The organism is Saccharothrix sp. DSM 118769 (assembly GCF_052936295.1).
The window spans coordinates 8184451-8210386 of the sequence record NZ_CP193627.1 but is presented as its reverse complement, the minus strand read 5'-3'; the positions used below and the strand labels follow the sequence as shown (position 1 = coordinate 8210386).

General features: G+C 73.2%; 25 protein-coding genes and 1 riboswitch. Of the genes, 21 read left to right on the top strand and 4 right to left on the bottom strand.

Annotation, left to right across the window (positions count from 1 at the left end; translation table 11 throughout):
* Positions 1 to 64: 64 nt before the first annotated feature.
* The 16 genes from ACRAKJ_RS34595 to ACRAKJ_RS34520 all read left to right on the top strand — a co-directional run bounded on the left by ACRAKJ_RS34595 (position 65) and on the right by ACRAKJ_RS34520 (position 16651).
* Positions 65 to 1594, top strand: a complete 1530-nt coding sequence (locus ACRAKJ_RS34595; protein WP_438919476.1) for a UDP-N-acetylmuramoyl-L-alanyl-D-glutamate--2,6-diaminopimelate ligase — start codon at positions 65 to 67, stop codon at positions 1592 to 1594.
* Entirely contained in the window at positions 1591 to 3048 is a 1458-nt protein-coding gene (locus tag ACRAKJ_RS34590) for a UDP-N-acetylmuramoyl-tripeptide--D-alanyl-D-alanine ligase (protein WP_438919477.1), read from the top strand. The genes ACRAKJ_RS34595 and ACRAKJ_RS34590 overlap by 4 nt, the downstream gene beginning before the upstream one ends.
* Complete coding sequence (mraY, locus tag ACRAKJ_RS34585) at positions 3045 to 4133, top strand: phospho-N-acetylmuramoyl-pentapeptide-transferase (protein WP_438919478.1); 1089 nt, start codon at positions 3045 to 3047, stop codon at positions 4131 to 4133. The genes ACRAKJ_RS34590 and mraY overlap by 4 nt, the downstream gene beginning before the upstream one ends.
* Before the next feature lie 4 nt (positions 4134 to 4137).
* A complete protein-coding gene (gene murD / locus ACRAKJ_RS34580; RefSeq protein ID WP_438919479.1) occupies positions 4138 to 5493 on the top strand; it encodes a UDP-N-acetylmuramoyl-L-alanine--D-glutamate ligase in 1356 nt (451 codons plus the stop codon).
* 84 nt (positions 5494 to 5577) lie between these two features.
* Positions 5578 to 7020 carry a putative lipid II flippase FtsW gene (gene ftsW, locus ACRAKJ_RS34575; RefSeq protein ID WP_438919480.1) on the top strand — a complete coding sequence of 481 codons (1443 nt, stop codon included), beginning with the start codon at positions 5578 to 5580 and terminating at the stop codon, positions 7018 to 7020.
* Between the two features lie 106 nt (positions 7021 to 7126).
* The gene (murG, locus tag ACRAKJ_RS34570; RefSeq protein WP_438919551.1) at positions 7127 to 8245 is read left to right on the top strand and encodes an undecaprenyldiphospho-muramoylpentapeptide beta-N-acetylglucosaminyltransferase; all 1119 of its coding nucleotides are present in this window, start codon (positions 7127 to 7129) and stop codon (positions 8243 to 8245) included.
* Positions 8242 to 9639 (top strand): UDP-N-acetylmuramate--L-alanine ligase, encoded by a 1398-nt coding sequence (gene murC / locus ACRAKJ_RS34565; RefSeq protein WP_438919481.1) that lies wholly within the window; start codon positions 8242 to 8244, stop codon positions 9637 to 9639. Before murG ends, murC begins: the two co-directional genes overlap by 4 nt.
* A complete protein-coding gene (locus tag ACRAKJ_RS34560; RefSeq protein ID WP_438919482.1) occupies positions 9636 to 10382 on the top strand; it encodes an FtsQ-type POTRA domain-containing protein in 747 nt (248 codons plus the stop codon). Before murC ends, ACRAKJ_RS34560 begins: the two co-directional genes overlap by 4 nt.
* A 79-nt stretch (positions 10383 to 10461) precedes the next feature.
* A complete protein-coding gene (locus tag ACRAKJ_RS34555) occupies positions 10462 to 10974 on the top strand; it encodes a DinB family protein (RefSeq protein WP_438919483.1) in 513 nt (170 codons plus the stop codon).
* A gap of 209 nt (positions 10975 to 11183) precedes the next feature.
* Complete coding sequence (gene ftsZ / locus ACRAKJ_RS34550; protein ID WP_438919484.1) at positions 11184 to 12491, top strand: cell division protein FtsZ; 1308 nt, start codon at positions 11184 to 11186, stop codon at positions 12489 to 12491.
* A gap of 240 nt (positions 12492 to 12731) precedes the next feature.
* A complete protein-coding gene (pgeF, locus tag ACRAKJ_RS34545; RefSeq protein WP_438919485.1) occupies positions 12732 to 13439 on the top strand; it encodes a peptidoglycan editing factor PgeF in 708 nt (235 codons plus the stop codon).
* A gap of 71 nt (positions 13440 to 13510) precedes the next feature.
* Positions 13511 to 14218: a YggS family pyridoxal phosphate-dependent enzyme gene (locus tag ACRAKJ_RS34540; protein WP_438919552.1), complete on the top strand. Its 708-nt coding sequence runs from the start codon at positions 13511 to 13513 to the stop codon at positions 14216 to 14218.
* Between the two features lie 69 nt (positions 14219 to 14287).
* A complete protein-coding gene (locus ACRAKJ_RS34535; protein WP_438919486.1) occupies positions 14288 to 14908 on the top strand; it encodes a cell division protein SepF in 621 nt (206 codons plus the stop codon).
* 20 nt (positions 14909 to 14928) lie between these two features.
* Entirely contained in the window at positions 14929 to 15213 is a 285-nt protein-coding gene (locus ACRAKJ_RS34530; RefSeq protein ID WP_233812844.1) for a YggT family protein, read from the top strand.
* A gap of 45 nt (positions 15214 to 15258) precedes the next feature.
* Positions 15259 to 16074, top strand: coding sequence for a DivIVA-like cell division protein Wag31 (wag31, locus tag ACRAKJ_RS34525; protein ID WP_306750664.1), 816 nt, complete (start codon positions 15259 to 15261; stop codon positions 16072 to 16074).
* 28 nt (positions 16075 to 16102) lie between these two features.
* A complete protein-coding gene (locus tag ACRAKJ_RS34520; RefSeq protein WP_438919487.1) occupies positions 16103 to 16651 on the top strand; it encodes a hypothetical protein in 549 nt (182 codons plus the stop codon).
* A gap of 41 nt (positions 16652 to 16692) precedes the next feature.
* On the opposite strand, the gene ACRAKJ_RS34515 is transcribed toward ACRAKJ_RS34520, so the two are convergent.
* Positions 16693 to 17238, bottom strand: coding sequence for a hypothetical protein (locus ACRAKJ_RS34515; RefSeq protein WP_438919488.1), 546 nt, complete (start codon positions 17236 to 17238; stop codon positions 16693 to 16695).
* 317 nt (positions 17239 to 17555) lie between these two features.
* Here ACRAKJ_RS34515 and ileS point away from each other — a divergent pair, with 317 nt between their 5' ends.
* The gene (gene ileS / locus ACRAKJ_RS34510; RefSeq protein ID WP_438919489.1) at positions 17556 to 20663 is read left to right on the top strand and encodes an isoleucine--tRNA ligase; all 3108 of its coding nucleotides are present in this window, start codon (positions 17556 to 17558) and stop codon (positions 20661 to 20663) included.
* 231 nt (positions 20664 to 20894) lie between these two features.
* Here ileS and ACRAKJ_RS34505 read toward each other — a convergent pair whose 3' ends face one another.
* Together ACRAKJ_RS34505 and ACRAKJ_RS34500 are read right to left on the bottom strand one after the other, a co-directional pair.
* Positions 20895 to 21461 carry a sigma-70 family RNA polymerase sigma factor gene (locus ACRAKJ_RS34505; protein ID WP_438919553.1) on the bottom strand — a complete coding sequence of 189 codons (567 nt, stop codon included), beginning with the start codon at positions 21459 to 21461 and terminating at the stop codon, positions 20895 to 20897.
* Between the two features lie 98 nt (positions 21462 to 21559).
* The gene (locus ACRAKJ_RS34500; RefSeq protein ID WP_438919490.1) at positions 21560 to 22102 is read right to left on the bottom strand and encodes a sigma-70 family RNA polymerase sigma factor; all 543 of its coding nucleotides are present in this window, start codon (positions 22100 to 22102) and stop codon (positions 21560 to 21562) included.
* Positions 22103 to 22288: 186 nt separating this feature from the next.
* On the opposite strand from ACRAKJ_RS34500, the gene ACRAKJ_RS34495 reads away from it, so the two are divergent.
* Complete coding sequence (locus tag ACRAKJ_RS34495) at positions 22289 to 22822, top strand: TetR family transcriptional regulator (RefSeq protein ID WP_438919491.1); 534 nt, start codon at positions 22289 to 22291, stop codon at positions 22820 to 22822.
* Positions 22815 to 23096 carry a DUF167 domain-containing protein gene (locus ACRAKJ_RS34490; protein ID WP_438919492.1) on the top strand — a complete coding sequence of 94 codons (282 nt, stop codon included), beginning with the start codon at positions 22815 to 22817 and terminating at the stop codon, positions 23094 to 23096. Before ACRAKJ_RS34495 ends, ACRAKJ_RS34490 begins: the two co-directional genes overlap by 8 nt.
* A gap of 35 nt (positions 23097 to 23131) precedes the next feature.
* Here the strand turns inward: ACRAKJ_RS34490 and ACRAKJ_RS34485 are convergent, their stop codons facing one another.
* Positions 23132 to 24073 carry a M28 family peptidase gene (locus ACRAKJ_RS34485; RefSeq protein WP_438919493.1) on the bottom strand — a complete coding sequence of 314 codons (942 nt, stop codon included), beginning with the start codon at positions 24071 to 24073 and terminating at the stop codon, positions 23132 to 23134.
* Here ACRAKJ_RS34485 and ACRAKJ_RS34480 point away from each other — a divergent pair.
* Positions 24051 to 24194, top strand: a complete 144-nt coding sequence (locus tag ACRAKJ_RS34480; RefSeq protein WP_438919494.1) for a hypothetical protein — start codon at positions 24051 to 24053, stop codon at positions 24192 to 24194. The two genes, ACRAKJ_RS34485 and ACRAKJ_RS34480, sit on opposite strands and share 23 nt — an antisense overlap.
* Before the next feature lie 64 nt (positions 24195 to 24258).
* Entirely contained in the window at positions 24259 to 25731 is a 1473-nt protein-coding gene (locus ACRAKJ_RS34475; RefSeq protein ID WP_438919554.1) for a potassium/proton antiporter, read from the top strand.
* Between the two features lie 67 nt (positions 25732 to 25798).
* Positions 25799 to 25912, top strand: a riboswitch (SAM riboswitch).
* Positions 25913 to 25936: the final 24 nt, after the last annotated feature.

Below are 25936 nucleotides of genomic sequence, written 5' to 3'. Positions count from 1 at the left end.
TTCGGGCACGTCCGCGGTGGACGTGCCGCATGACCACTCTGCGTGCGCCGGTAGCCTTCCGCGCGTGCCTGCCAAGCTCGAGGGCAAGGTCGCGACCGCCCCGCCTCGCCCTTCCCGCACCCAGCCCGTTCCCGTGTCGGAGCTCGCCACGACCGTCGACGCGCACCTGACCGCACCCGACCGGGCCCACGTCCTGGTGAGCGGGGTGACGTTGCGCGCCCAGCACGTGCGGCCCGGCGACCTGTTCGCCGCCCTGCCGGGCACCCGCGTGCACGGCGCCGACTTCGCCGACCGGGCCGTCGAGGCCGGGGCGGTGGCCGTGCTGACCGACGCCGAGGGCGCCGCCAAGGTCCGCGGCGTGCCGGTGCTGGTGCACCCGGAGCCGCGCGCCGTGCTCGGCGCGCTCGCCGCCCGCGTCTACGGCAACCCGTCCGCGCGGGTGGCCGTGTGGGGCGTGACCGGCACGTCCGGCAAGACCACCACCACCTACATGGTCGAGTCCGCGCTGAAGGCGGCCGGCCGGGCCACCGGCCTGATCGGCACGGTGGAGACGCGCATCGCCGGCGAACGGCTCGACAGCGCGCTCACCACGCCCGAGGCGCCCGACCTCCAGGCGCTGCTGGCCGTGATGCACGAGCGCGGCACCACGGACGTGGCGATGGAGGTCTCCAGCCACGCCCTGCGCCTGGGCCGGGTCGGCGGCGTCGGGTTCGCGGTCGGCGCGTTCACCAACCTGTCGCAGGACCACCTGGACTTCCACCCGGACATGGAGGACTACTTCCGGACGAAGGCCGAGCTGTTCGACGGCCGGGCCCGCACGGAGGTCGTCTGCGTCGACGGCGACTGGGGCCCGCGGCTGGTCAAGCCGGGCACGGTCACCGTGGCGACCACCCGCGACGCGGTGTGGACGGCCAGCGGTGTCACCGTCAGCGCCACCGGCGAGCAGAGCTTCACCGCGCACGGCCCCGACGGGGCGTCGATCGACGTGGAGCTGCGCCTGCCCGGCGAGTTCAACGTGGCCAACGCCCTGCTCGCGATCGGCTGCCTGCACGCCCGGGGCATCGACCACGGGGCCATCCGCGCGGGCCTGCGCGACGTCGAGGTGCCGGGCCGGATGCAGCGCGTCGACGAGGGGCAGGACTTCACCGCCGTCGTCGACTACTCCCACAAGCCCGCCGCCGTCGCGCTCGCGCTGGACGCGGTGCGGGCGCGGGCGACCGGCCGGATCATCACCGTCCTGGGCTGCGGCGGCGACCGGGACACCGCCAAGCGCCCGCTCATGGGCGAGGAGGCGGCCCGGCGCAGCGACGTGCTGGTCGTGACCGACGACAACCCGCGCACCGAGGACCCGGCCGAGATCCGGGCCGCGATGCTGCGCGGCGCCCTGGCGGTGCCGGACGCCGAGCGCGGCGAGGTCGTGGAGATCGGCGACCGCCGCCTGGCCATCGCGCACGCCGTGGGCGAGGCCCGTGCCGGTGACGTCGTCGTCGTGGCCGGCAAGGGCCACGAGACCGGCCAGGAGGTCGCGGGTGTCGTGCACCCGTTCTCCGACGTCGAAACCCTGGCCGACGCCATCCGAGGAGCCGCGCGGTGATCCCCCTGACCCTGGCCGAGATCGCCGAGGTCGTCGGCGGCGAGGTCCACCACGCCACCGGCGACGAGGTCGTCACCGGCGGTGTCGAGTTCGACACCCGGAAGGTCGCCGCCGGCGACCTGTTCCTGGCCCTGCCCGGCGAACGCGTCGACGGCCACGACTTCGCCGCGCGGGCGATCGGGGCGGGCGCGGTGGCGGTGCTCGCCGGCCGCCCGGTCGACGCGCCGTCCGTGGTGGTCCCGCCGCTGGTCAAGACCGGCAACGCGTACGTGCTGTCCGGTGACGTCGACGGCGCGGGCGCGGCGGTGCTGGCCGCGCTGGCCAAGCTGGCCCGGCACGTCGTCGACCGGCTGCCGGACCTCACCGTGGTCGGCGTGACCGGCTCGTCGGGCAAGACCTCCACCAAGGACCTCATCGCGCAGGTCCTCGCGCCGCTCGGCGAGACCATCGCGCCGCCCGGGTCGTTCAACAACGAGCTGGGCCACCCGTGGACCGCCCTGCGCGCCACCGCGACCACCCGGTTCCTGGTGCTGGAGCTGTCCGCCCGCGGCAAGGGGCACATCGCCGAGCTGTGCGAGGTCGCGCCGCCGCGCGTGGGCGCGGTGCTCAACGTGGGCAGCGCGCACGTCGGCGAGTTCGGCTCCAAGCAGGGCATCGCCCAGGCCAAGGGCGAGCTGGTCGAGGCGCTGCCCGCCGACGGCGTGGCCGTGCTCAACGCCGACGACCCGCTGGTCGCGGGCATGGCGCCGCGCACGCGGGCCCGCGTCGTGCTGGTCGGCGAACGCCCCGACGCGCACGTCCGGGCGGTCGACGTCGAGCTGGACGAGCAGGCCCGCGCCGGCTTCACGCTGGTCGCGCCGCAGGGCGAGGCGCGCGTGCGGCTCGCCGTGCACGGCCCGCACCAGGTCGGCAACGCGCTCACCGCCGCCGCCGTCGCGCTGGAGTTCGGCGCGACGCCGCAGCAGGTCGCGGACGCCCTCGGCAAGGCCGAGCGGGTGTCGGCGCACCGCATGGCGGTCGCCGAACGTCCTGACGGTGTGACCGTCGTCAACGACGCGTACAACGCCAACCCCGAGTCGGTGAAGGCGGCGCTGAAGTCGCTGGCCACCATCTCGCGGTCCGCCACCCCGCCCCGCCGCAGCTGGGCGGTGCTCGGCCCGATGGCGGAGCTCGGCGCGGACTCGGTCCGCGCGCACGACGAGATCGGCAGGCTCGTGGTCCGCCTGGACATCAACAAGCTGGTCGTCGTCGGGCAGGACGCCCGCGCGATGCACCAGGGAGCGCACCTGGAAGGATCATGGGGCGAAGAAGCGGTTCTGGTGCCGGACGTCGCCGCGGCGGTCCAGCTGCTGAGCGACGAGGTGCGACCGGGTGACGTCGTGCTGGTGAAGGCATCCAATTCATACGGCCTGTGGCGGGTTGCCGAGGCTCTCCTGGAGGCGGGCAGCAAGTGAAGAGCATCCTGATCGCGGCGGCCATCGCGCTGATCACGTCGATCATGCTGACGCCGTACCTGATCAAGATCTTCTCGCGGCAGGGCTTCGGCCAGGAGATCCGCGAAGAGGGCCCGCAGAGCCACAAGACCAAGCGCGGCACGCCCACCATGGGCGGCGTCGCGATCCTGGTGGCGATGTGGGCGGGCTACCTCGGGTCGCACCTGGTGAACTCGATGTCGGCCTCCGCGCAGGACCAGACGCCCAGCGCGTCCGGCCTGCTCGTGCTGATGCTGACGACCTCGCTCGGCGTCGTCGGCTTCCTCGACGACTTCATCAAGATCCGCAAGCAGCGCAACCTCGGCCTGAACAAGACCGCGAAGCTGGTCGGCCAGTTCGTCGCCACGATCATCTTCGCCGTCCTGGTCGTGCAGTTCCCGAACAAGGACGGCTGGACGCCCGCGTCGGTCAACCTGTCCTTCGTGCGCGACATCAGCGTGGTGTCGTTCGGCGTCGTCGGCTTCGTGGTGTTCTGCTACGCGGCGATCTCCGCGTGGTCGAACGCGGTGAACCTGACCGACGGCCTCGACGGCCTGGCCGGCGGCACGTCCGCGATGGTGCTCGGCACCTACGTGGTCATCAGCTTCTGGCAGTTCCGCTACAACTGCTCCAACCTGCTCGTCGCCGGCTGCTACGACGTGCGCGACCCGCTGGACCTGGCGCTCGTCGCCGCCGCCGCGATGGCCGGCTGCATCGGCTTCCTGTGGTGGAACGCCGCGCCCGCCAAGATCTTCATGGGCGACACCGGCTCGCTCGCGCTCGGCGGCCTGGTCGCCGGTCTGTCCATCACGACCCGCACCGAGCTGCTCATGGTCGTCATCGGCGGCCTGTTCGTGGTCGAGGCGCTGTCGGTGGTGCTCCAGGTCGCCGTGTTCCGCACGTCGCGGCGACGCCTGTTCCGGATGGCGCCGTTCCACCACCACTTCGAACTCGCCGGGTGGGCGGAAACCACGGTGATCATCCGGTTCTGGCTGCTCGCGGGCATGTGCTGCATGCTCGGGCTCGGCCTGTTCTACAGCGAGTGGCTCACCGCGGTGGAGAGCTGACGCCGTGGGTTTCCTCGCGGGACGCCACGTCCTGGTCGCCGGCGCGGGCGTGACCGGTCGCTCCGCGGCCGAGGCGCTGCTGGCGGCGGACGCCGAGGTCACCGTGACCGACGGCTCCGCCGACCGGCTGGCCGCGCTGGAGCAGCTGCTGCCCGGCGTGGAGCTGGTGCCCGGCCTGGTCGCGCCGCCGCCCGGCACCGACCTGGTCGTGACCAGCCCGGGGTGGCGCCCCGACAGCCCGCTGCTGGTCGCGGCGCGGTCGGCGGGCGTCGAGGTGATCGGCGAGGTCGAGCTGGCCTGGCGGATGGGCGCGGAGCTGGCCGACCCGCCGACGTGGCTCGCGGTGACCGGCACCAACGGCAAGACCACCACCGTGGGGATGCTGGAGTCGATCCTGCGCGCGGCCGGCATCGACGCGGTGGCCTGCGGCAACGTCGGCCTGCCCGTCGTGGACGCGCTGCTGGCCGGGCACCGGGTGCTGGCGGTGGAGCTGTCGAGCTTCCAGCTGCACTGGTCGCCGTCGGTGCGGCCGTTCGCCGGGGTGCTGCTGAACCTGGCCGAGGACCACCTCGACTGGCACGGCACGTTCGACGCGTACGCGGCGGCGAAGGCCGGGGTGCTGACCGGCGACGTGGCGATCGGCGGCGTGGACGACCCGGTGGTCGCCGGGCTGCTGACCGACGCGCCCGCCCGCGCGCGCGTCGGCTTCACCCTCTCCGAGCCCGGGGAGGGGCAGCTCGGCGTGCGCGACGGCGCGCTGGTGGACCGGGCGTTCGGCCCGGACGCGGTGCTGCTGCCGGTCGCCGACGTGCGACCGGCCGGTCCGCCGGGGGTGGCCGACGCGCTGGCCGCCGCCGCGCTGGCCCGCGCGCACGGCGTGCCGGCCGAGGCGGTCGCGGCGGGGCTGCGGGCGTTCCGGCCGGGCGCGCACCGGGCGGTCGTCGTCGCCTCCGCCGGCGGCGTGCTCTACGTGGACGACTCGAAGGCCACCAACCCGCACGCGGCGGCGGCGTCGCTGCGGTCGCACGCGAGCGTCGTGTGGGTGGCGGGCGGGCTGCTCAAGGGCGCGTCGGTGGACGACCTCGTGCGCGCCGAGGCGCACCGGATGCGCGGGGCCGTGCTGATCGGCGCGGACCGCGAGGTCATCGCCACCGCGCTGACCAGGCACGCGCCCGCCGTGCCGGTGGCCGTGCTGGACGACGCGACCATGGAGGACGCCGTGCGCGCGGCCCGGTCGATGGCGCGGCCCGGCGACGCCGTGGTGCTCGCCCCGGCCGCCGCGTCGATGGACATGTTCAGCGACTACGCCCACCGGGGCCAGGCGTTCGCCGAAGCCGTGCGGGCGCTGGTCGGGGGCTGAGCGCCCGCCGCGCGCCACCGGCTCCTCACGCGACACGCGGTGGATGTTCATGTTTTCTCCGCACCCGCGGGAGACCATGGGGGCATGACTGCGGTGGAACAGCGACCCGCCGCGCGCGCGGCCCGACCACGACGCCCGCGGCGACCGTCGCGCACGTCGTTGACCGCGTGGCTGGGCCGGCCGCTGGCGGACTTCCACCTGCTGCTCGCGATCTTCGGCATGCTGACCGCGCTCGGCCTGATCATGGTGCTCTCGGCGTCCGCGCCGGGCGAGGTGGCCGAGGGCGCGTCGGCGTACAGCGTGTTCAAGAAGCAGCTGCTGTACGTGGGCGTGGGCGCGGTGGCGTTCCTCGTCGTGCTGCGCATCCCGCTGCGCAGGTTCCGGCACGGCAGCACGATGGCGATGCTCGTCTGCGTGATCATGCTGAGCCTCGTCCTCACTCCACTCGGGACGGTCGCGGGCGGCGCGCAGTCGTGGTTCACGGTCGGTCCCGTGTCGTTCCAGCCCATCGAGCCGGCGAAGCTGGCGCTGGCGCTGTGGGGCGCGCACGTGCTGGTCACCAAGCGCGCGCTGCTCGACCAGTACCGGCACCTGCTGGTGCCGGTCGTGCCGGTGGCGCTGGTCGTGTTCGCCCTCGTGATGCTGCAACCCGACCTCGGCGGCACGATCACGCTCGGCGTGGTGCTGATGAGCCTGCTCTGGTTCGTCGGCGCGCCCATGCGGCTGTTCGGCATCATCGCCGTCGCCGCGGTGACCAGCGCGGTCGTGCTGGCGATCGGCGCGTCCTACCGGCTGGCCCGCGTGCAGACCTTCCTCAACCCCGAGGCCGACCCGCAGGGCGCGGGCCTGCAGGCCCTCCAGGCGCTGTACGCGCTGGCCGAGGGCGGGTTCTTCGGCAAGGGACTGACCAACGGCAGCTCCAAGTGGCGCTATTTGCCGAACGTGCACTCGGACTTCATCTTCGCGGTCATCGGCGAGGAGCTGGGCTTCATCGGCTGCCTGCTGGTGCTGGGCCTGTTCGCCCTGCTCGCGGTGGTCGGCCTGCGCATCGCCGCCCGCAACACCGACCCGTGGATCAGGATGGTCTCGGCCACCCTCACGGTGTGGCTGGTCGCGCAGGCCGCCATCAACATCGGCTACGTCGTGCAGCTGCTCCCGGTCACCGGCATCACGCTGCCGATGATCTCCTCCGGCGGCACGTCGGTGGTCACCACGATGGTGGTGTTCGGCATCCTGGCCAGCTGCGCCCGGCACGAGCCGGAAGCCGTGTCGGCGCTGCGCTCGCTGGGGCCGGGCCGGGTCGGCGGCGCGCTGAAGCTCCCCGCCCCCGAGGCGTACAAGCCGCCGCCCAAGCGCCGCCCGTCGCGCCCCTCCACGCCGCCCAGGGGCCGCAAGGCCGCCCCGCCGCCGGTCGACGAGAGGCGGATGGCCGGCCGGCACGCCCCGCCGTCCGAGTACCGCCGCCGCGAGACCCGCCGGGTGACCCAGGACCGCGACGTCCGCTCCCGCCGCCGCGACGGCCGCTGACCCGCCCCGCCCGGCCGCCCGAGGGGTGCGGCGGTGTGGTTCCGCCCGGTGCCCGGCGAGGCCGTTGCTAGGCTCGCCCCGTCGACTCGACGAGCTTTCCCGCACCCTGGAGGTCCCCCTGTCCGGCGATCGGCTTGTCCCCAACGGACCGTGCGTGGTGGTCGCCGGCGGCGGCACCGCCGGGCACATCGAGCCCGCACTGGCCCTGGCCGACGCCGTCATGCGGCTGCGGCCCGACGCGCGCGTGGTGGCGCTCGGCACGGAGCGCGGCCTGGAGAGCAGGCTCGTGCCCGCCCGCGGCTACCCGCTGGAGCTGATCCCGCCGGTGCCGATGCCCCGCAAGCCCACCCCCGACCTGCTCAAGCTCCCCCTGCGGGTGCGCGGCGCGGTCAAGCACACCCGGGAAGTCCTGGAGCGGGTGCGGGCGGACGTGGTGGTCGGCTTCGGCGGCTACGTGGCCCTGCCCGCCTACCTCGCCGCCCGCGGCCGCGTGCCGATCGTGGTGCACGAGGCCAACGCGAAGGCCGGCCTGGCGAACAAGGTGGGCGCGAAGTTCGCCGAGCGCGTCGCCGCGGCCGTGCCCGACTCCGGCCTGACCGACGCCGAGGTCATCGGCATCCCGCTGCGCCACTCGATCACCTCGCTGAACCGGGCCGCGCTGCGGCAGCAGGCCCGCGCCCACTTCGGGCTGCACCCGACCGCGCCGGTGCTGCTGGTGTTCGGCGGCTCGCAGGGTGCGCGGTCGATCAACAACGCCGTCTCCGCCGCCGCGCCCGCGTTCGCGCAGGCCGGCATCGGCGTGCTGCACGCGCACGGCCCGAAGAACACCGTCGCCGTGCAGTCGGTGCCCGGCGCGCCGCCGTACGTGCCGGTGCCGTACCTGGAGCGGATGGACCTCGCCTACGCGGCGGCCGACGCGGTGCTGTGCCGCTCGGGCGCGATGACGGTGGCCGAGGTGTCCGCCGTGGGCCTGCCCGCGGTGTTCGTGCCCCTGCCGCACGGCAACGGCGAGCAGGCGCTCAACGCGGACCCGGTCGTCGCGGTGGGCGGCGGCCTGCTCGTCCCCGACGAGCAGCTCACCCCCGAGTGGGTCGCCCGGAACGTGGTGCCGCTGGTCGCCGATCGCAACCGGCTGGCCGCGATGACCACCGCCACCCTGAGCACCGGTCACCGCGAGGCCGACGAGGTGCTGGCCCGCATCGTCCTGGAAGTGGTCAAGAAGTGAGCGACGTCCTGGACCGGGTCCACCTAGTCGGCATCGGCGGTGCCGGCATGAGCGGCATCGCGCGCATCCTGCTCGCCCGCGGCGCGCAGGTCTCCGGATCGGACGCCAAGGACTCGCGCACCGTGCTCGCGCTGCGCGCGCAGGGCGCGGCGGTCGCGGTCGGCCACGACGGCGCGAACCTCGACCAGCTCGACGGCGGCCCCACGGCGGTCGTGGTGTCCACCGCGATCCGCGCGGACAACCCCGAGCTGGTCGCCGCCCGCGAACGCGGCGTCACCGTGCTGCGGCGCGCCGAGGCGCTGGCCGCGCTCATGGACGACCACCGCGTCGCCTGCGTCGCCGGCACGCACGGCAAGACGTCGACCACGTCGATGCTCACGGTGGCCCTCCAGCACTGCCGGATGGACCCGTCGTTCGCCATCGGCGGCGACCTGAACGAGTCGGGCGCGAACGCCCACCAGGGCTCCGGCGGCGTGTTCGTCGCCGAGGCCGACGAGAGCGACGGGTCGTTCCTGCACTTCGCGCCGTCGGTCGCGGTGGTGACCAACGTCGAGGCCGACCACCTCGACCACCACGGCACCGTCGAGGCGTACACGGCGGTGTTCGACTCGTTCCTGGAGCGCGTCCAGCCCGACGGCGTGCTCGTCGCGTGCGCGGACGACCCGGGTTCGGCGGCGCTGGCCGAACGGGCCGCGAAGCTCGGCATCCGGGTCCGCTCGTACGGCCGCACGGCCACCGGGCCCGGTTCGGCGCGCCTGGTCGACCACCGGCCCGAGGGCAACGGCGGCCTGGCGCGCGTCGAACTGGACGGCGAGGTCGTGGACGTGCGCGTCGCCGTCCCCGGCGAGCACATGGCCGGCAACGCGGTGGCCGCGCTGGTCGCCGCGCTGGAGCTGGGCGCGGACCGCGCCGGCGTGCTGGAGGGCCTGGCCGCGTTCGGCGGGGTGCGCCGCCGCTTCGAGTTCAAGGGCGTCGCGGGCGGCGTGCGGGTCTACGACGACTACGCCCACCACCCCACCGAGGTGGCCGCGCAGCTCACCGCCGCCCGCCCGGTGGCGGGGGAGGGCAGGCTGGTCGTGGTGTTCCAGCCGCACCTGTACTCGCGGACCCGGCTGTTCGCCGACGAGTTCGGCGCCGCGCTGGGCCTGGCCGACGAGGTCGTCGTGCTCGACGTCTACGGCGCGCGCGAGGACCCGGAACCGGGCGTCACCGGCGCGCTGGTGGCCGGGAAGGTGCCGCTGGACGCGGCGAAGGTGCACTACGAGCCGTCGTTCGACCGGGTGCCCGCGCTCGTGAAGGGCCTCGTGTCGGACGGTGACCTCGTCGTCACCATGGGTGCGGGCGACGTGACGATGCTCGGCCCGGAGATCGTCGGGGAACTGGACCGCCCGTGAGCACGCGGACGGCGCGTCGTCGCCCGGCCAGCACCGCAGCCGCCGCGCGGCGACGCCCGTCGCGCGGCCCGTCCCGGCGCACGGTGCTGCGCAGGCGGCTGGTCGCGGTCCTCGTGCTGGTCGTCGTCACGGCACTGGTCGTGACGGTCTGGTTCACGCCCGCGCTGGGCGTCCGCCAGGTCGAGGTCGCCGGTGTGGTGGACCTCACGGAGGCGCAGGTCCGCGAGGTCGCCGCGATCGACGAGGGCACGCCGCTCGTGCAGCTGGACACCCGCGCCGTCGCCGACCGCGTGCACCGGCTGTCCCGGGTCGCCGGCGTCACGGTCGAGCGCGTGCTGCCGTCGACCGTGCGGCTCACCGTCGACGAGCGCGAGCCGGTCGCGGTGCTGAGGGCCGAGGACGGCGCGCACCTGGTCGACGCGACCGGGCGCGACTACGCCGTCGTGGCGCAGCCGCCCGTGGGCCTGCCCGAGCTGACCGCCGCGCAGCCGGCCGCGGTGACCGCCGCGGTGAGCGTGCTCACGCAGCTCCCCGAAGGGTTGCGCCGGGAGGTGCTGACCGTCGTGGCCGGGTCGCCCGCCGACGTCCGGCTCACCCTCCCCGCCGGGCGCGAGGTCCGCTGGGGCTCGCCGGACGACACCCCGCGCAAGGCCGCCGTGCTGGAGGTCCTGCTGACCCGCAGCGGCACGGTGTTCGACGTCTCCAGCCCGGAACTGCCCACCGTGAGTGGCGACGACGAGTGAAAACCCCCACACCCGGAACGGGTTTGGCGGCGGGAAACCCGTTCGTCAGGGGCCGCCGGGCCGGCGATACTGCCGCACCATGACCAGTCAGAAGGCGGACGACCGCGTCGACGTGCCGTTCACCGGGGACGAGCGGACCCTGCTGTCGTCGTTCCTGGACTACCTGCGCGGCACGGTCGCGCACAAGTGCCGTGACCTCGCCGACGAGGACGCCACGCGCCCGGTGCTGCCCTCGCGGCTCACCACGGCAGCGGGCGTGGTGAAGCACCTGCGCTGGGTGGAGCACTACTGGTTCCAGGTGGTCCTCGCCGGGAAGCCCAGCGAGGCCCCCTACGACCGGGACGACCCGGACGTGGATTGGCGGGTCGAGCCGGGCGAGACGATCTCCGGATTGCTCGCCGACTACGCTTCGGAGTGCACGGCGAGTCGGGACCTCGCCGCGGGCCTCGACCTCGACCACGAGGTGGCGTTCCGCGGCGGCGAACGCCTTTCCGCGCGCTGGGTGCTGATCCACATGATCGAGGAAACGGGTCGGCACGCGGGACACCTGGACGCGGTGCGGGAACTGCTCGACGGGACGACCGGCGAGTAAGGACCGCTCACCCGGTCAGGACACGACACGGCGTGGCTGCTGGACCGAGGCATTCATGGTGCATAACGTCCAGCAGGAACATACGGGGTTGACACAACTCTCGACCTCTGGTTGAGAGTTTCAATCCGGGTGGAGATCCGTCCGGGCTGTGACACCGGTGGTCATCCACTCCAGCACATGAGCACGGACACGATCAGGAAGGCGGACCGATGACGCCCCCGCACAACTACCTCGCGGTGATAAAGGTCGTCGGCATCGGCGGTGGCGGCGTGAACGCCGTCAACCGCATGATCGAGGTCGGGCTCAAGGGCGTCGAGTTCATCGCGGTGAACACCGACGCCCAGGCTCTGCTGATGTCGGACGCCGACGTGAAGCTCGACATCGGCCGCGAACTCACCCGCGGTCTCGGAGCAGGCGCCAACCCCGAGGTCGGCCACAAGGCCGCCGAAGACCACCGCGAGGAGATCGAAGAAGTCCTCAAGGGCGCCGACATGGTCTTCGTGACCGCCGGCGAGGGCGGTGGCACGGGCACCGGCGGCGCACCCGTCGTGGCCTCCATCGCGCGCAAGCTCGGCGCGCTCACCATCGGCGTCGTGACGCGGCCCTTCTCGTTCGAGGGCAAGCGCCGCGCCAAGCAGGCCGAGGAGGGCATACAGGCCCTCCGCAACGAGTGCGACACGCTCATCGTGATCCCGAACGACCGGCTGCTCCAGCTCGGCGACATCGGTGTCTCGCTGATGGACGCGTTCCGCTCGGCCGACGAGGTGCTGCTGTCCGGTGTCCAGGGCATCACCGACCTCATCACCACCCCCGGTCTGATCAACCTCGACTTCGCCGACGTGAAGTCCGTGATGTCCGGGGCGGGCAGCGCCCTCATGGGCATCGGCTCGGCGCGCGGCGAGGGCAGAGCCGTGACGGCCGCGCAGAAGGCCATCAACTCGCCGCTGCTGGAAGCGTCGATGGAGGGCGCGCACGGCGTGCTGCTGTCGATCGCGGGCGGCAGCGACCTCGGGCTGTTCGAGATCAACGAGTCGGCGTCGCTGGTCCAGGAGGCCGCGCACCCCGACGCGAACATCATCTTCGGTACGGTCATCGACGACTCGCTCGGCGACGAGGTGCGGGTGACGGTGATCGCGGCCGGGTTCGACAGCGGTGGGCCGACGCACAAGAAGCTGGAGCCGCAGGTGCTGGCCGGCCCCGCCCGGGGCAACCCGGTCGCCACGGCGACCGCGGGCGAGCTGTCGGCGCCCCAGCAGCCCCCGCCGGTCGTCGCGCCCCCGCCCCCGCCCCCGCCGGTGGAGCAGCAGCCCCCGGTCGTGCCGCAGCGCCCGACCGTGCCGCAGCAGCCCCAGCCCGTGCAGGGCAACGGCGCGTCCCCCTACGGCGCGCCGCAGCCCGCCGCGCCGCGCACCCTGTCCCCGGGCCTCCCGGGCACCGGCTCGCTGCCGAACCGCGCCGTGCCGGTGACCGACGACCCCGACGACGAGGTGGACGTCCCCCCCTTCATGCGCCGCTGACCCGCGAGAGTCCAACCTCCAGGCCCCGAGAGTCCAACACCCGGGCCTAGAGAGTCCAACGCTCAGGACCCCCGAGTTCTACGTTCGGGGGTCCTGAGCGTTTTCGGCACCTGCCGGGTGCGGGTCCTGGGTGAAGAACTCAGGGGGCCTGGACGTTGGACTCTCGGGACCTGAGCGTTGGACTCTCGGGTCCTGGGTGTTGGACTCTCGGGGGTGGGGCGGGTCTGGGAGGCTTGGGGGGTGCGCATCCGTCGTGTCCTGACCACCCGTGAGGGTGGGGTGTCCAAGCCGCCTTACGACTCGTTCAACCTCGGCGACCACGTCGGTGACGACCCGGCGGCCGTCGAGGCCAACCGGAAGCGGTTGGCCGAGGGGATCGGGTTGGCGCCCGACCGGTTGGTCTGGATGGAGCAGGTGCACGGCCGGACGGTCGGGGTGGTGCGCGGTCCGGTCGCCGAACCGCTGGAGGCCACCGACGCCCTGGTCACCGACCAGGCCGGGCTGGGGCTGGTGGTGCTGACCGCCGACTGCGTGCCGGTGCTGATGGGCGACCCCGAGGCGGGGGTCGTCGCCGCCGTGCACGCCGGGCGGGTCGGCGCGCGGGTCGGGGTGGTGCCCGCCGCGGTGGAGCGGATGGTCGAGCTGGGCGCCGTCCGCGAGAGGGTCGAGGTGCTGCTGGGGCCCGCGGTGTGCGGCCAGTGCTACGAGGTGCCCGCCGACATGCGCGCCGACGTCGAGAAGCACCTCCCGGGCAGCGCGAGCAAGACCCGGGCCGGCCGGCCCGCGCTCGACCTGCGGGCCGGGCTGTGGCAGCAGCTCGCGGACGCCGGGATCGGGAAGATCGGCGTCGACCCCCGCTGCACGGTGGAGGAGCGGACGCTGTTCAGCCACCGCCGCACGCCCGGCACCGGGCGGCTGGCCGGTGTGGTGTGGGTGGAGGAGCGGTGAGCGAGCGGGAGGGCGGCGGCGTGGCAGACGGCGGCGTGGAGCGCGACGGCGTGGAGCGCGGGGCGGTGCGGGTGGACGACGGGGAACGCCGGGAGGAGCTGGCGCGGTCGCTGGCCGAGGTGCGCGGGCGGATCTCGCGGGCCTGCCGGGCCGCCGGGCGGTCGGAGGACGAGGTGTCGCTGCTCGCGGTCACGAAGACGTGGCCCGCGTCCGACGTGGCGATCCTGTCCGACCTGGGGCTCACCGAGTTCGCCGAGAACCGGGACCAGGAGGCGGGCCGCAAGGTCGCCGAGTTCGCCGAGCTGCGGCCCGGTGCGACCGCGGCGTGGCGGATGGTCGGGTCCCTCCAGCGGAACAAGGCGCGCTCGGTGCTCGGCTGGGCCGACCGGGTCGACACGGTCGACTCCACCCGGCTCGCCGACGCCCTCGCCAAGGCCGCGACGGAGCCGGTGGAGGTGCTGCTCCAGGTGAGCATCGACGGCGACGAGGCGCGCGGCGGCTACCCGATCCGTGACCTACCGCGACTGGCCGATCACGTAGCACTTACGAGTGAACTTTTTCTGCGAGGTGTGATGACCGTCGCACCCCTCTCCATGTCTCCACAGCAGGCGTTTGCCGCTCTATACGAAGCGGTAACCCGCTTGCGGGACGATCATCCCGATGCCACCGTGCTCTCGGCGGGGATGAGCGGTGACCTGGAAGATGCCATCGCACACGGTTCGACGTGCGTGCGTGTCGGAACAGCGTTGATGGGCAGCCGGAGACTAGCCTCGCCGTAACTGTCTGGAACCTCTGGGACGACCGCGACGTCCTTGCGGGTAGGGATCGGCGGAGGAAGGGCTCGAACCATGAGCGGGTTTCACAAGCTGAAGGCTTACTTCGGGATGGTCCCCGCCGAGTACGCCGACGACCCCGACGCCTACGAGGGCGAGCGCCGCTACTCGGACTACCGGTCCGAGTACCCGGAGTCCGACGACTACGAGCCGTACCCGGAGCAGCGCGGCCCCCGCCGCAGGCCGGCCGGCGCCTACCGCGCCGAGCTGGACGAGGCGGACGACTACGAGCCCGAGCGCGGCACCCGGTCGCGCCGGTCGTCGTGGAGCCCGGAGACGCACGGCGCGCTGGCCGTGGAGCCGCAGCGCGAGCCGGTGAGCAGGCTCCGCCCGACCCCCGAGCCGGCGGGCAACCCGCTGGCCCGGATCACCACCCTGCACCTGCGCAGCTACAACGAGGCGCGCACCATCGGCGAGCACTACCGCGACGGCACCCCGGTGATCATGAACCTCACCGACATGGACGACGCGGACGCCAAGCGCCTCGTCGACTTCGCCGCCGGCCTGGTGTTCGCGCTGCGCGGGTCCATGGACAAGGTGACCCACAAGGTGTTCCTCCTCTCACCTCCGAACATCGAGGTGACTGCGGAGGACCGGAGGCGCCTCGCCGAGGGCGGGTTCCTCAAGCGGGACTGAGTGGTGGCACAGTTGACGATGTGGATGCCCTCTGGCTCGTGGTCTACTACGTCCTGTTCTCGTTCTGGCTGCTGCTCACGGCGCGTGTCGTCGTCGAGCTGGTCCGCAGTTTCGCCAGGGGATGGCGGCCTGCGGGCGGGGTGGCAGTTGCTCTGGAGACCGTCTACACCGTGACCGATCCCCCGGTCCGCCTGCTGCGTCGGCTCATCCCGACCGTGCGGATCGGGGGCATCGGGCTGGACTTGTCCATTATTGTGCTGTTGCTGGTCGTTATCATTCTGATGCGAGTAGCCGATCCCAGGTGAGGGGACCGGGGATGTCCACAGCCCAGGAGTGCGTGAGGTGATCTGATGCCGTTGACCCCCGCGGACGTGCACAACGTCGCGTTCAGCAAGCCGCCGATTGGCAAGCGGGGCTACAACGAGGACGAGGTGGACGCGTTCCTCGACCTGGTTGAGGGCGAGCTCGCTCGCCTGATCGAGGAGAACAACGACCTGCGCCAGCAGGTCGAACAGCTCGACCAGCAGGTCGAGACCGCGCGTGCCGACCTCGAAGACGCCCGTGCCAAGGTCGCGGCAGGCGTCGGTCCCAGCCGAGTGGTGGACGAGCCGCGCAGGCTCGCGCCGGTGCCGCCCCCCTCGGCGCTGGAGCAGACGTCGCCCGGTGGTGGTGGGGACCACCACGTCCAGGCCGCCAAGGTGCTCGGTCTGGCCCAGGAGATGGCCGACCGGCTCACCGGCGAGGCCAAGGCCGAGGCCGACGGGATGCTGTCGGAGGCGCGGACGAAGTCCGAGCAGCTGCTGAGCGAGGCCCGCGCGAAGGCCGACACCATGGTCAACGAGGCGCGCACGCGTGCCGAGACCATGCTCAACGACGCGCGGACGCGTGCCGAGACGTTGGAGCGGCAGGCCCGTGAGAAGGCCGGTGCGCTCGACCGCGACGCGCAGCGCAAGCACGCCGAGGTGATGGGCAACATCACCCAGGAGAAGAACACGCTCGAGAAGCAGATCGACAAGCTCCAGACCTTCGAGCGCGAGTACCGGACCCGGCTCAAGACCATGCTGGAGTCGTCGCTGCGCGACCTCCAGGACCGGGGCCCGGCCGCACCGTCCGACAGCCGCCAGCCCGGTGGCTACTCGTTCGGGGCGCGTGCCGAGGCCGGCTGATCGGCGCTGCTGATCTAGTCTGCTCGACGTGCTGTTCATCGTCCTGCTGTTGGTGCTGGCAGCCCTGGGGTTGCTCGTGCCCGCCCTCACCACGACCCAGACGTTCTGGGCGTGGCTGTCGGTGGGTGCGAGCGGGGCCGCTGCCGTGGTCCTCGTGCTCGACTGGTGGCTCCGCCGCCGGTCGGGCGCCGGGGCTGCCGGCGCCGCGGCGGTCGTCGCCGACCACCAGGTTAGCGATGGTGATCAACAGGCCGGGACCGAGGGGGTGCGCGACACCCCCCGTTCACCCGATCAGGTGGACCGCTCCGACGCCGAGCCCGGCGAGGAGGACGCGGACGCCGCCGACGCGCTCGTCGTGGCCGACCTGACCGACGAGGTCAGGGTGCTCGACGAGCGACCCCGCTACCACCTGGCCACGTGCTCGTGGCTGGGGGAGCGGACCTCGCTGGGGCTGCCGATCGGGGAGGCGCGCCAGCTCGGGTTCACGCCGTGCGCGGTGTGCCGCCCGGACTCCTCGCTGGCCGCGGCCGCGCGCTCGGCCGGCTCCGGGGAACCGGCCGAGACCGAGGCGTCCTAGCGGATCAGCGGACCGACCGGTCTGCTCGACCGGTCAGGTGTTCAGCTGCTCAGCGTGGCGCGCCCCCGGAACGCGGGCGCGTCGGCGGCGCCGCAGCGCTGCTCGACCTCCACGTCCACGTCGGTGAGCGCCCCCGTCCCGGGGTCGCGCTCGACGTGGTGGACCGTGAAGTGCCCGAACACCGGGGCGCACACGAGCCCCTTGGCGATCACCCGCAGGGTCGGCTTCGCCGGGTCGGCCCGCCAGGTGGGGTCGGTGTACGTGCCGACCTCCAGCGTCGCGCCGCCCGCCGCCGCCAGCTCGACCCGGATGAGGTCGGGACCCGCGACCGAGTCCACGTCGAACTTGAGGACGCCCCCCGACTCCCAGACCCGGACGTCGTCCCCCGGGGTGGACCAGTCCACGTCCCGCTCGCCGACGGGGAACGACCCCGCCTCGGACCGGACCTCGAACGTCGCGACCCGCTCCTCGGTGGCCGAGGCCAGCAGTGCCAGTGCCGGCAGTGCCGGCGCCGGTGATGCCAGTGCCGGTGGTGCCAGCGCCGGCAGCGCCAGGGCCGCCAGCAGCAGTGCGGTGGTTCTTCCCACGGTGTCCCCCTCGTGATCGGTACCTGCCCCACCAGGTTGTCGAGCCGGCTTGTCCCGCCGCCATGGGGGGAACTACTCAAAGCGGTTTGCACCGCTCGGCTACCCTTGGTCGTAGCAAGGCGTCGATCCGGCCATCACCGGGGAGCCTCCGGAAGAACGGGCGCGAGCCCCAGTAGAACCGGACGGGTGCGGCCCGTGACAGCCGTCAACGAGAGGCCAGAGCCTTCGCGCCCTGGCAAGCGGGGTGGTACCGCGGTGCGCCGTCCGTCGGCGCGTCGTCCCCGTGAGCCGGATGGACGCACGCGAGGAGCAGCACGATGGCCTACCCGAAGGCAGGCGAGGGGTCCGTTCCCTCCCAGCCGTCCTTCCCCGCCCTGGAAGAGGGCGTCCTCGACTTCTGGAAGTCCGACGGGACGTTCCAGGCGTCGATCGACGCGCGCCCGGCGGGGGACAACGGGTCCAACGAGTTCGTCTTCTACGACGGCCCCCCCTTCGCCAACGGCCTGCCGCACTACGGCCACCTGCTGACCGGCTACGTCAAGGACGTCGTCCCGCGCTACCAGACCATGCGCGGCAGGCACGTCGAGCGCCGGTTCGGCTGGGACACGCACGGCCTGCCCGCGGAGGTCGAGGCGGAGAAGCAGCTCGGGTTCTCGTCCAAGAGCGAGATCGAGGCGTTCGGCATCGAGAAGTTCAACGAGGCGTGCCGCACCTCGGTGCTCCGCTACACCGACCAGTGGCGCGACTACGTGACCCGGCAGGCCCGCTGGGTGGACTTCGACAACGACTACAAGACCCTCGACCTGGACTACATGGAAAGCGTCATGTGGGCCTTCAAGACCCTGTGGGACAAGGGCCTGGTCTACGAGGGCTTCCGGGTGCTCTGGTACTGCTGGCGCTGCGAGACGCCGCTGTCCAACACCGAGACGAAGATGGACGACACCTACCGGGACCGGCAGGACCCGGCGGTGACCGTCGGCCTGCGCCTGGAGACCGGTGAGCTGGCGCTCGTCTGGACGACGACGCCGTGGACGCTGCCGTCGAACCTGGCCGCCGCCGTGCACCCGGACGTCGACTACGTCACGGTCGAGGCGAACGGCGAGCGCTACCTGCTCGCCGAGGCCCGCGTGCCCGCCTACGCCCGCGAGCTGGGCGAGGAGCCGCCGGTCGTGGCCCGCTGCAAGGGCGCCGACCTGGTGGGCCGGAAGTACGCGCCGCCGTTCGACTTCTTCGTCGGCCGGGAGAACGCCCACCAGGTGCTGGCCGCCGACTACGTCACCACCGAGGACGGCACGGGCCTGGTGCACATCGCCCCCGCCTTCGGCGAGGAGGACAAGGTCGTCACGGACGCGGCGGGCATCGAGGTCGTCGTGCCGGTGGACGCGCACGGCCGGTTCACCGCCGAGGTGCCGCCGTACGAGGGCCTCCAGGTGTTCGAGGCGAACAAGCCGATCATCCGCGACCTGAAGGACGCGGGCCTGCTGCTGCGCCACGAGACCTACGACCACCCGTACCCGCACTGCTGGCGGTGCGACAACGCGCTGATCCAGCGCGCCGTGTCGTCGTGGTTCGTCGCCGTGTCGAAGTTCAAGGACCGCATGGTCGAGCTGAACCAGCAGATCAACTGGGTGCCGGAGCACATCAAGGACGGCCAGTTCGGCAAGTGGCTGGAGAACGCCCGCGACTGGAACATCAGCCGCAACCGGTTCTGGGGCTCCCCGATCCCGGTGTGGGTGTCGGACGACCCGGCGTACCCGAGGGTCGACGTGTACGGCTCGCTGGACGAGCTGGAGCGCGACTTCGGCGTGCGCCCGACCGACCTGCACCGGCCGGTGATCGACGAGCTGACCAGGCCGAACCCGGACGACCCGACGGGTCGCTCGGTGATGCGCCGCGTGCCCGAGGTGCTGGACTGCTGGTTCGAGTCCGGCTCGATGTCGTTCGCCCAGGTGCACTACCCGTTCGAGAACCGCGAGTGGTTCGAGGACCACTACCCGGGTGACTTCATCGTCGAGTACAACGGCCAGACGCGCGGCTGGTTCTACACCATGCACGTGCTGGCCACGGCGCTGTTCGACCGGCCCGCGTTCCGCAACTGCGTGGCGCACGGCATCGTGCTGGGCGACGACGGCCAGAAGATGTCCAAGTCGCGCAAGAACTACCCGGACGTCAACGAGGTGTTCGAGCGCGACGGGTCCGACGCGATGAGGTGGTTCCTCATGGCGTCGCCGATCCTGCGCGGCGGCGACCTGGTCGTCACCGAGCGGGGCATCCGGGACGCGGTGCGCCAGGCCGTGCTGCCGCTGTGGAACTCCTGGTACTTCCTGGCGCTGTACGCCAACGCCGAGGGGCGCGAGGGGACCTGGCGGACCGACTCGGCGCACGTGCTCGACCGGTACGCGCTGGCGAAGGCGCACGACCTGGTCGCGACCGTGACCGGGCAGCTGGACGCCTACGACATCTCGGGCGCGTGCGCGACGGTCCGCGAGTTCCTGGAGGTGCTGACCAACTGGTACGTGCGGCGCTCGCGCGACCGGTTCTGGGCGGGCGAGCAGGACGCGATCGACACCCTGCACACCGTGCTGGAGGTGGTCAGCCGGGTGGCGGCGCCGCTGCTGCCGCTCACGGCCGAGTCCGTGTGGCGCGGGCTGACCGGCGGGCGCTCGGTGCACCTGGCCGACTGGCCGGCCGCCGCCGACCTGCCGGCCGACGACGCCCTGGTGGCGGCGATGGACAAGGTGCGGCAGGTGGCGTCCACCGCGCTGTCGCTGCGCAAGGCGAACAAGCTGCGCGTGCGGCTGCCGCTGGCGAAGCTCGTCATCGCCGCGCCGGACGTGGCGCTGCTGGAGCCGTTCGCCGAGGTGCTGCGGGACGAGGTGAACGTCAAGTCCGTCGAGCTGACGGACGACGTGGACGCGCACGGGCACTTCCAGCTCGCGGTCAACGCGCGGGCGGCCGGGCCGCGGCTCGGGCCGAACGTGCAGAAGGTCATCAAGGCCGTCAAGGCCGGTGACTGGGCCGAGGTGGACGGCCGCGTCGTGGCCGCCGGGATCGAGCTGTTCCCGGAGGAGTACGAGCAGCGGCTGGTCGCCACGGACCGGGGCGCGACGGCGGCGCTGCCGAACAACTCGGGTCTCGTCGTGCTCGACACGGTCGTGACGGAGGAGCTGGCGGCGGAGGGCGTCGCGCGCGACCTGGTGCGGGTGGTGCAGCAGGCGCGCAAGGACGCCGGGCTGGACGTGTCGGACCGGATCTCGCTGGTGCTGGACCTGCCGGGCGACGTCGACGCGGCGGTGCGCGCGTTCGAGGCGTTCGTGCGGGAGGAGACCCTCACCGAGGCCGTCGAGTACGGCGCGGTGGCCGAGGGCTCCGACGGCGTCGTGGGTGACGGGAAGAAGGTCCGGGTCTCGGTGGCCAGGGTCTGAGCTGACCGCAGGGGTCCCCGCCCGGGGGACCCCTGCTTTTATTTTGCCGGCGGGCACCGACAATCCGGGGTCCGCCGGACGATCGGGGCAGGTCGGCGGTGGGCCGGGCACGTTGGTGGTGGGCCGGGCACGTCGGTGGCGGCCTGGGCAGGTCGGCGGTGGGCCAGGCTTGTCGGTGGCGGGTCGGGTACGGCGGTGCCGGGCCTGTCGGCGGTCCGCGGGGACCCGCCGTCAGATGACGCCGTCCTTCTCCAACCGGTCCCTGAGCTGCCCCAGGCACCGACCCCGGGTGGGGCCGATGGAGCCCCTCGGCATGGACAGGGCCTCCGCCACGGCGCGGTACTCGGCCCGGCCCGCCAGCACGGTCAGGCGGAGCAGCTCCTGGCAGCGCCTCGTCATCTCGCCGAACGCGCGCCACAGGCGGCGGTCGCGGTCGTCGCGCAGGGCCTCCGGCTCCGGCAGCCAGCGGTCGTCGGGCACGTCCAGGGCCGAGTCCGCGGACAGGGCCGGGCGGCCGTGGCGCTCCCGCCACGCGCGCTGGGACTCGCGGCGGGTGGCCACGATCAGCCAGCCGGCGACGGCCCGCGGCTCGGCCAGGCGGTCCAGGTGGCGCAGCAGGCTCAGCCACACCGTCTGCACGACGTCCTCGGCGGTCGCCTGGTCCAGGCCGTTGCCGCGGGCCACGTGCCAGACGAGCGGGGTCAGCTCGACGACCAGGGCGTCCAGCGCCTCGCGCGACCCGGCCCGGCCGGCGACCACGAGGGCGGCCTGGCGGTCGTGCGGCGAGCCCTGCGCCATGACGGCGGCCAGGCCCAGGTCGTCCGGTTCCGGGTCGTCGGGGATGGCCTCGGACAGCTCCGCGCGCAGGTGGTCGAGCCGAGGGTCCAGTTCGTCGCTCATGCAGTCCCCTTCCCGCGCACGCGGCGTTCCTCGTTGCCCACCCGCGTGCTGACCTTCGCCCGCGCCTCCGACACGTACCGGCGCACCGAGTCCCGCCGGCACCCCAGCACGTCGGCGATCTCGTCGTCGTCGAAGTCCCAGAACCGCATCACCAGCGCGGTGCGCAGGTGCTCCGGCAGGGCCGCGACGGCGGCCAGCGTGCTGGTCAGCTCGTGCCACGCCTCGGCGTCCCGGTGCCGCTGCACCAGGACGCGGAACGTGCCGCGCTGCCGGGCGACGACCTCGTCGGACAGCTCGCTCGGCCGCTCCCGCCGGCGGGCCTGGTCCACCAGCAGGTTGCGGATCGTCCTCACCAGCCAAGCACGTCGCGCCGACGGGGCGATCACCGGCCAGTTCCGCCAGGCGCCGACGAAGGCGTCCTGCACCGCCGACTCGTGGTCGAGGTGGGGCGACACCACCGCCGCGAACCGGCACATCCTGGTGCGTTCGCGGTGGTAGAAGTCGGTGAAGCCGGCCTCGTCGTCGGGGTCTTCCGGCACGAACCCTCCTCCCCCTCGCTCGGTGCCCGTACCGAGTAGACGGACGGGACCGCGGGTTGTGGAGGAAACCCGTCACGCCGGTCGTCCGACGCTCCTCCTCGTGGCGGCGGGCGGCAAGCGGACCCGCGGTGATCACCTGTCGGGGTGAACCGCGCGGCGGGCGACCGTACGGTAGCGTATGGAAACGTGGCCAGGAGGACGCGGGACGACTGGACCGCGGTCGCCCTGGAGGCGCTGGCCGCGGGGGGCGTGGCGGCGGTCGCGGTGGAGCCGCTGGCGGCCCGGCTCGGCGCGACCAAGGGCAGCGCCTACTGGCACTTCGCCGACCGGGAGGACCTGCTCGGGGCCACCCTCGAACGCTGGGAGCGCGACTACGCCGAGGCCGTCCTCGCCCCGGTCGCGGCGGCCGGCCCGGAGGACGGGCTGCGGCTGCTGCTCACCGCGGCGCTGGAGCGCCCCGCGGACACCGCGGTCGAGGTCGCGATGCTCGCCGCCCGGGACGCCCCGGCGGTGGCGCCGGTGCTGCGCCGGGTGACCGAACGGCGGGCAGCCTGCCTGGAGGCGCTGTTCCGCGCGCTGGGGTTCCCGCCCGACGCGGCCCGGCGGCGGGCGGTGCTCGCCTGCTCGGTCTACCTCGGGCAGGCCCACCTGGCGTCCTCCGGGCAGGTCGACGCGGCGGCGGTGGACGAGGCGCTGGCGGCGGTGGTCGGCCGTGCCTGAGGCGTTCCGGTTCGCGGTCCGGGTCAAGCCGGGCGCGCGGCGGGAGGCCGTCGGCGGTCGGTGGGACGGCGGCGCGCTGGTCGTCGCGGTCGCCGCGCCCGCTGTCGAGGGCAAGGCCAACGAGGCCGTGCGCAAGGCCCTGGCCAGGGCGTTCGGCGTGCGCAGGCAGGACGTCGAGGTGGTCGCGGGCGAGCGCGGCCGGGACAAGGTCGTGCAGGTCGACCCCGCCCCGGCCGACGCCCGGGACGTGCTGGAACGGCTGCTCGGCGACTGAGGCCGCCCGCCGCCCGCCGCGCCGCCTGCCCGCTGTCAGGCGCCCAGCGTCCACACGGCGTGCGCGATGGCGTCCGCGTTGCGGTCCAGCGCGGTCGCGTTCACGTTCGACGAGGTGTCGCACGAGCGGTGGTAGCAGCGGTCGAACGCCGTGCCCGCCGTGCCGCCCCACTTCTGCGCCTGCGCCGAGGTCTTGACCCCCTCCGCGCCGGTGAACGTGCCGCCGACCGGGATGCCCGCGCGGGCGAACGCCGCGTGGTCGGACCGGCCGCCCACGCTGGTCAGCTCGGTGGGCACGCCGATGGACCCGAAGTACCCCTGGAGCACCTGCTGGAGGGCGAGCGAGCCGGACGGCTGCCCGGACGCGCTGTAGACGAAGTAGCCGGGGTTCGGGGAGCCGGTCATGTCGAAGTTCAGGTAGCTCCTGATCCTCGACCGGTCCGTTGTGGACAGCGAGTTCACGTAGTAGGTCGAGCCGACCAGGCCCAGCTCCTCGGCACCCCACCAGGCGAAGCGCAAGCGCTTGCCCGGCTGGAAACCGCTGGACCGCACGGCCAGCGCCACTTCGAGGATGCTCGCCGATCCGGTGCCGTTGTCGTTGATGCCCGGCCCGGCGGAGACGCTGTCGAGGTGCCCGCCGACCATGACGACGTTGTTCGCGTCGCCCGCCGGCCAGTCGGCGATCAGGTTGTAGCCGATGGCGCCGTTGCTGGTGAACGACTGCACCCGGGTGGTGTAGCCGGCGGCGTCCAACTTGGACTTCACCCAGTTGACCGACGCGAGGTAGCCGGGCCTGCCGTGCGCCCGGTTGCCGCCGTTCGACGTGGCGATCGACTGCAGCTGGGCGAGGTCGGCCTGGACGGCGCTGACCGGGATGTTCGGCCCGGCCAGGACGGCGGCGGGCGCGGCGGTGGCCGCACCCGAACCGAGGAGCGCGCTGGTCAGGAGCAGCGCGGTGGAGATCGTTCGCAACTTCACGGTGTTCTCCCGCAGGGAAGTGGAGGTGACCGGGGCGGCGGACCCGCACATCAACATGCACGCCCGCGCATCGGTCGCGCTAGGGGCGTTCGGATGGTGGTCGCCGCTGCTGCCGGATTAGTCCATTTCCGCGTGAGCGGGAAGAATGGCCCCGACGGGCGGCGGCGGGAGGTCGGGTGGGTGGTGTGACGGGCTTCCTCGGCCTCGCCGCCGCGGTGCTGCTCCTCTCGGTCATCGCGGTGCGGGTGTCGATCCGGCTCGGCCTGCCCTCGCTCCTGCTCTACCTCGGCATCGGGGTGCTGCTGGGCGAGGCGGTGCTCGGCATCCAGTTCGAGGACGCCGACCTGACCCGTTCCCTCGGCACGGCCGCGCTCGTGCTCATCCTCACCGAGGGCGGCCTGACCACGCGGTGGAGCGCGGTGAAACCGGCGATGGGGCTGGGCATCGCACTGTCCACAGTGTCCGTCGGCGTCAGCATCGCGGTCACCGGCTTCGCGCTGCACTTCCTGCTGGACATGGACTGGCGCACGGCCCTGCTGTGGGGCGCGGTGCTGTCGTCCACCGACGCGGCGGCCGTGTTCAGCGTGCTGCGCGGGGTGGGCGTGGGCAAGCGGCTCATCGGCGCGCTGGAGCTGGAGTCCGGCATCAACGACGCGCCGGTCTACATCGCCGTCGTGCTGCTCGCCTCGCCCGACCCGGTGACGTGGACCGCGCCCGCCCTGATGGTGTACGAGCTGGTCGCGGGCGCCCTGATCGGCATCGCGCTCGGCTGGCTCGGCGGGGTGGGGCTGCGCCGCGCCGCCCTGCCCTCCACCGGCCTGTACCCGCTGGCCACGGTCGCCGTGTGCCTGCTCGCCTACACCGCCGGCGACCTCGCGCACGCCTCCGGCTTCCTCGCCGTCTACATCGCCGCGCTGGTCCTCGGCAACGCCCGCCTGCCGCACCGCGCGGACACCCTGTCGTTCGCCGAGGGCCTCGGCTGGATCGCCCAGATCGGCCTGTTCGTGCTGCTCGGCCTGTACGCCTCGCCCGGTCGGGTGCTCGACGCCCTGGTGCCCGCCCTGGTCGCGGGCGCGGTGCTGGTGCTGCTGGCCAGACCCCTGTCGGTGCTGTGCGCGGCGCTGCCGTTCCGGGTGCCGTGGCGCGAACAGGTGTTCATCTCGTGGTCCGGGCTGCGCGGCGCGGTGCCCATCGTGTTCGCGCTGATCCCGCTGATCCAGGGCGTCGACGGCGCCCAGCGGCTGGTCGACGCGGTGTTCGTGCTGGTCGTGGTGCTGACCCTGGTGCAGGGCACCACCCTGCCGTGGCTCGCGAAGTGGCTCGGCCTGGTCAAGTCCGGCGAGGCGCACGAGGTGCAGGTCGACTCCTCGGCGCTGGACGAGCTGGGCGCGGAGCTGCTCCAGGTGCGCATCCAGCGCGGCTCCAAGCTGCACGGCGTCTACCTGTCCGAGCTGCGGCTGCCGCCGGGCTCGTCGGTGAGCCTCGTGGTGCGGGCGGAGAACAGCTTCACGCCCCAGCCGACCACCCGGCTCCAGGAGCACGACCAGCTGCTGGTCGTGTGCACGGAGGTCGCGCGCACCGCCACGGAGCAGCGGATCAGGGCGGTCGACCGGGCCGGCCGGTTCGCGCGCTGGAAGGGCGACGCGGGGCTGCCGTAGCCGCGACCTCCCACGATGTGGGCGCGTCTCGACGGCGGCGCGGTGTTCCGGTTACCTTCGGGGTGAAGGTCATGAGTGCCAGCGACAAGCTCGGGCTAGCTGGCCGGCAACCCTCCTACCGCGGTGGGGTGCCCCCGATGAGGACCTGGCCGGCGCGCAGGGCGTCCGGCAAGCGCGGACTCCCTTCCCACGGGTGGAGTCCCGG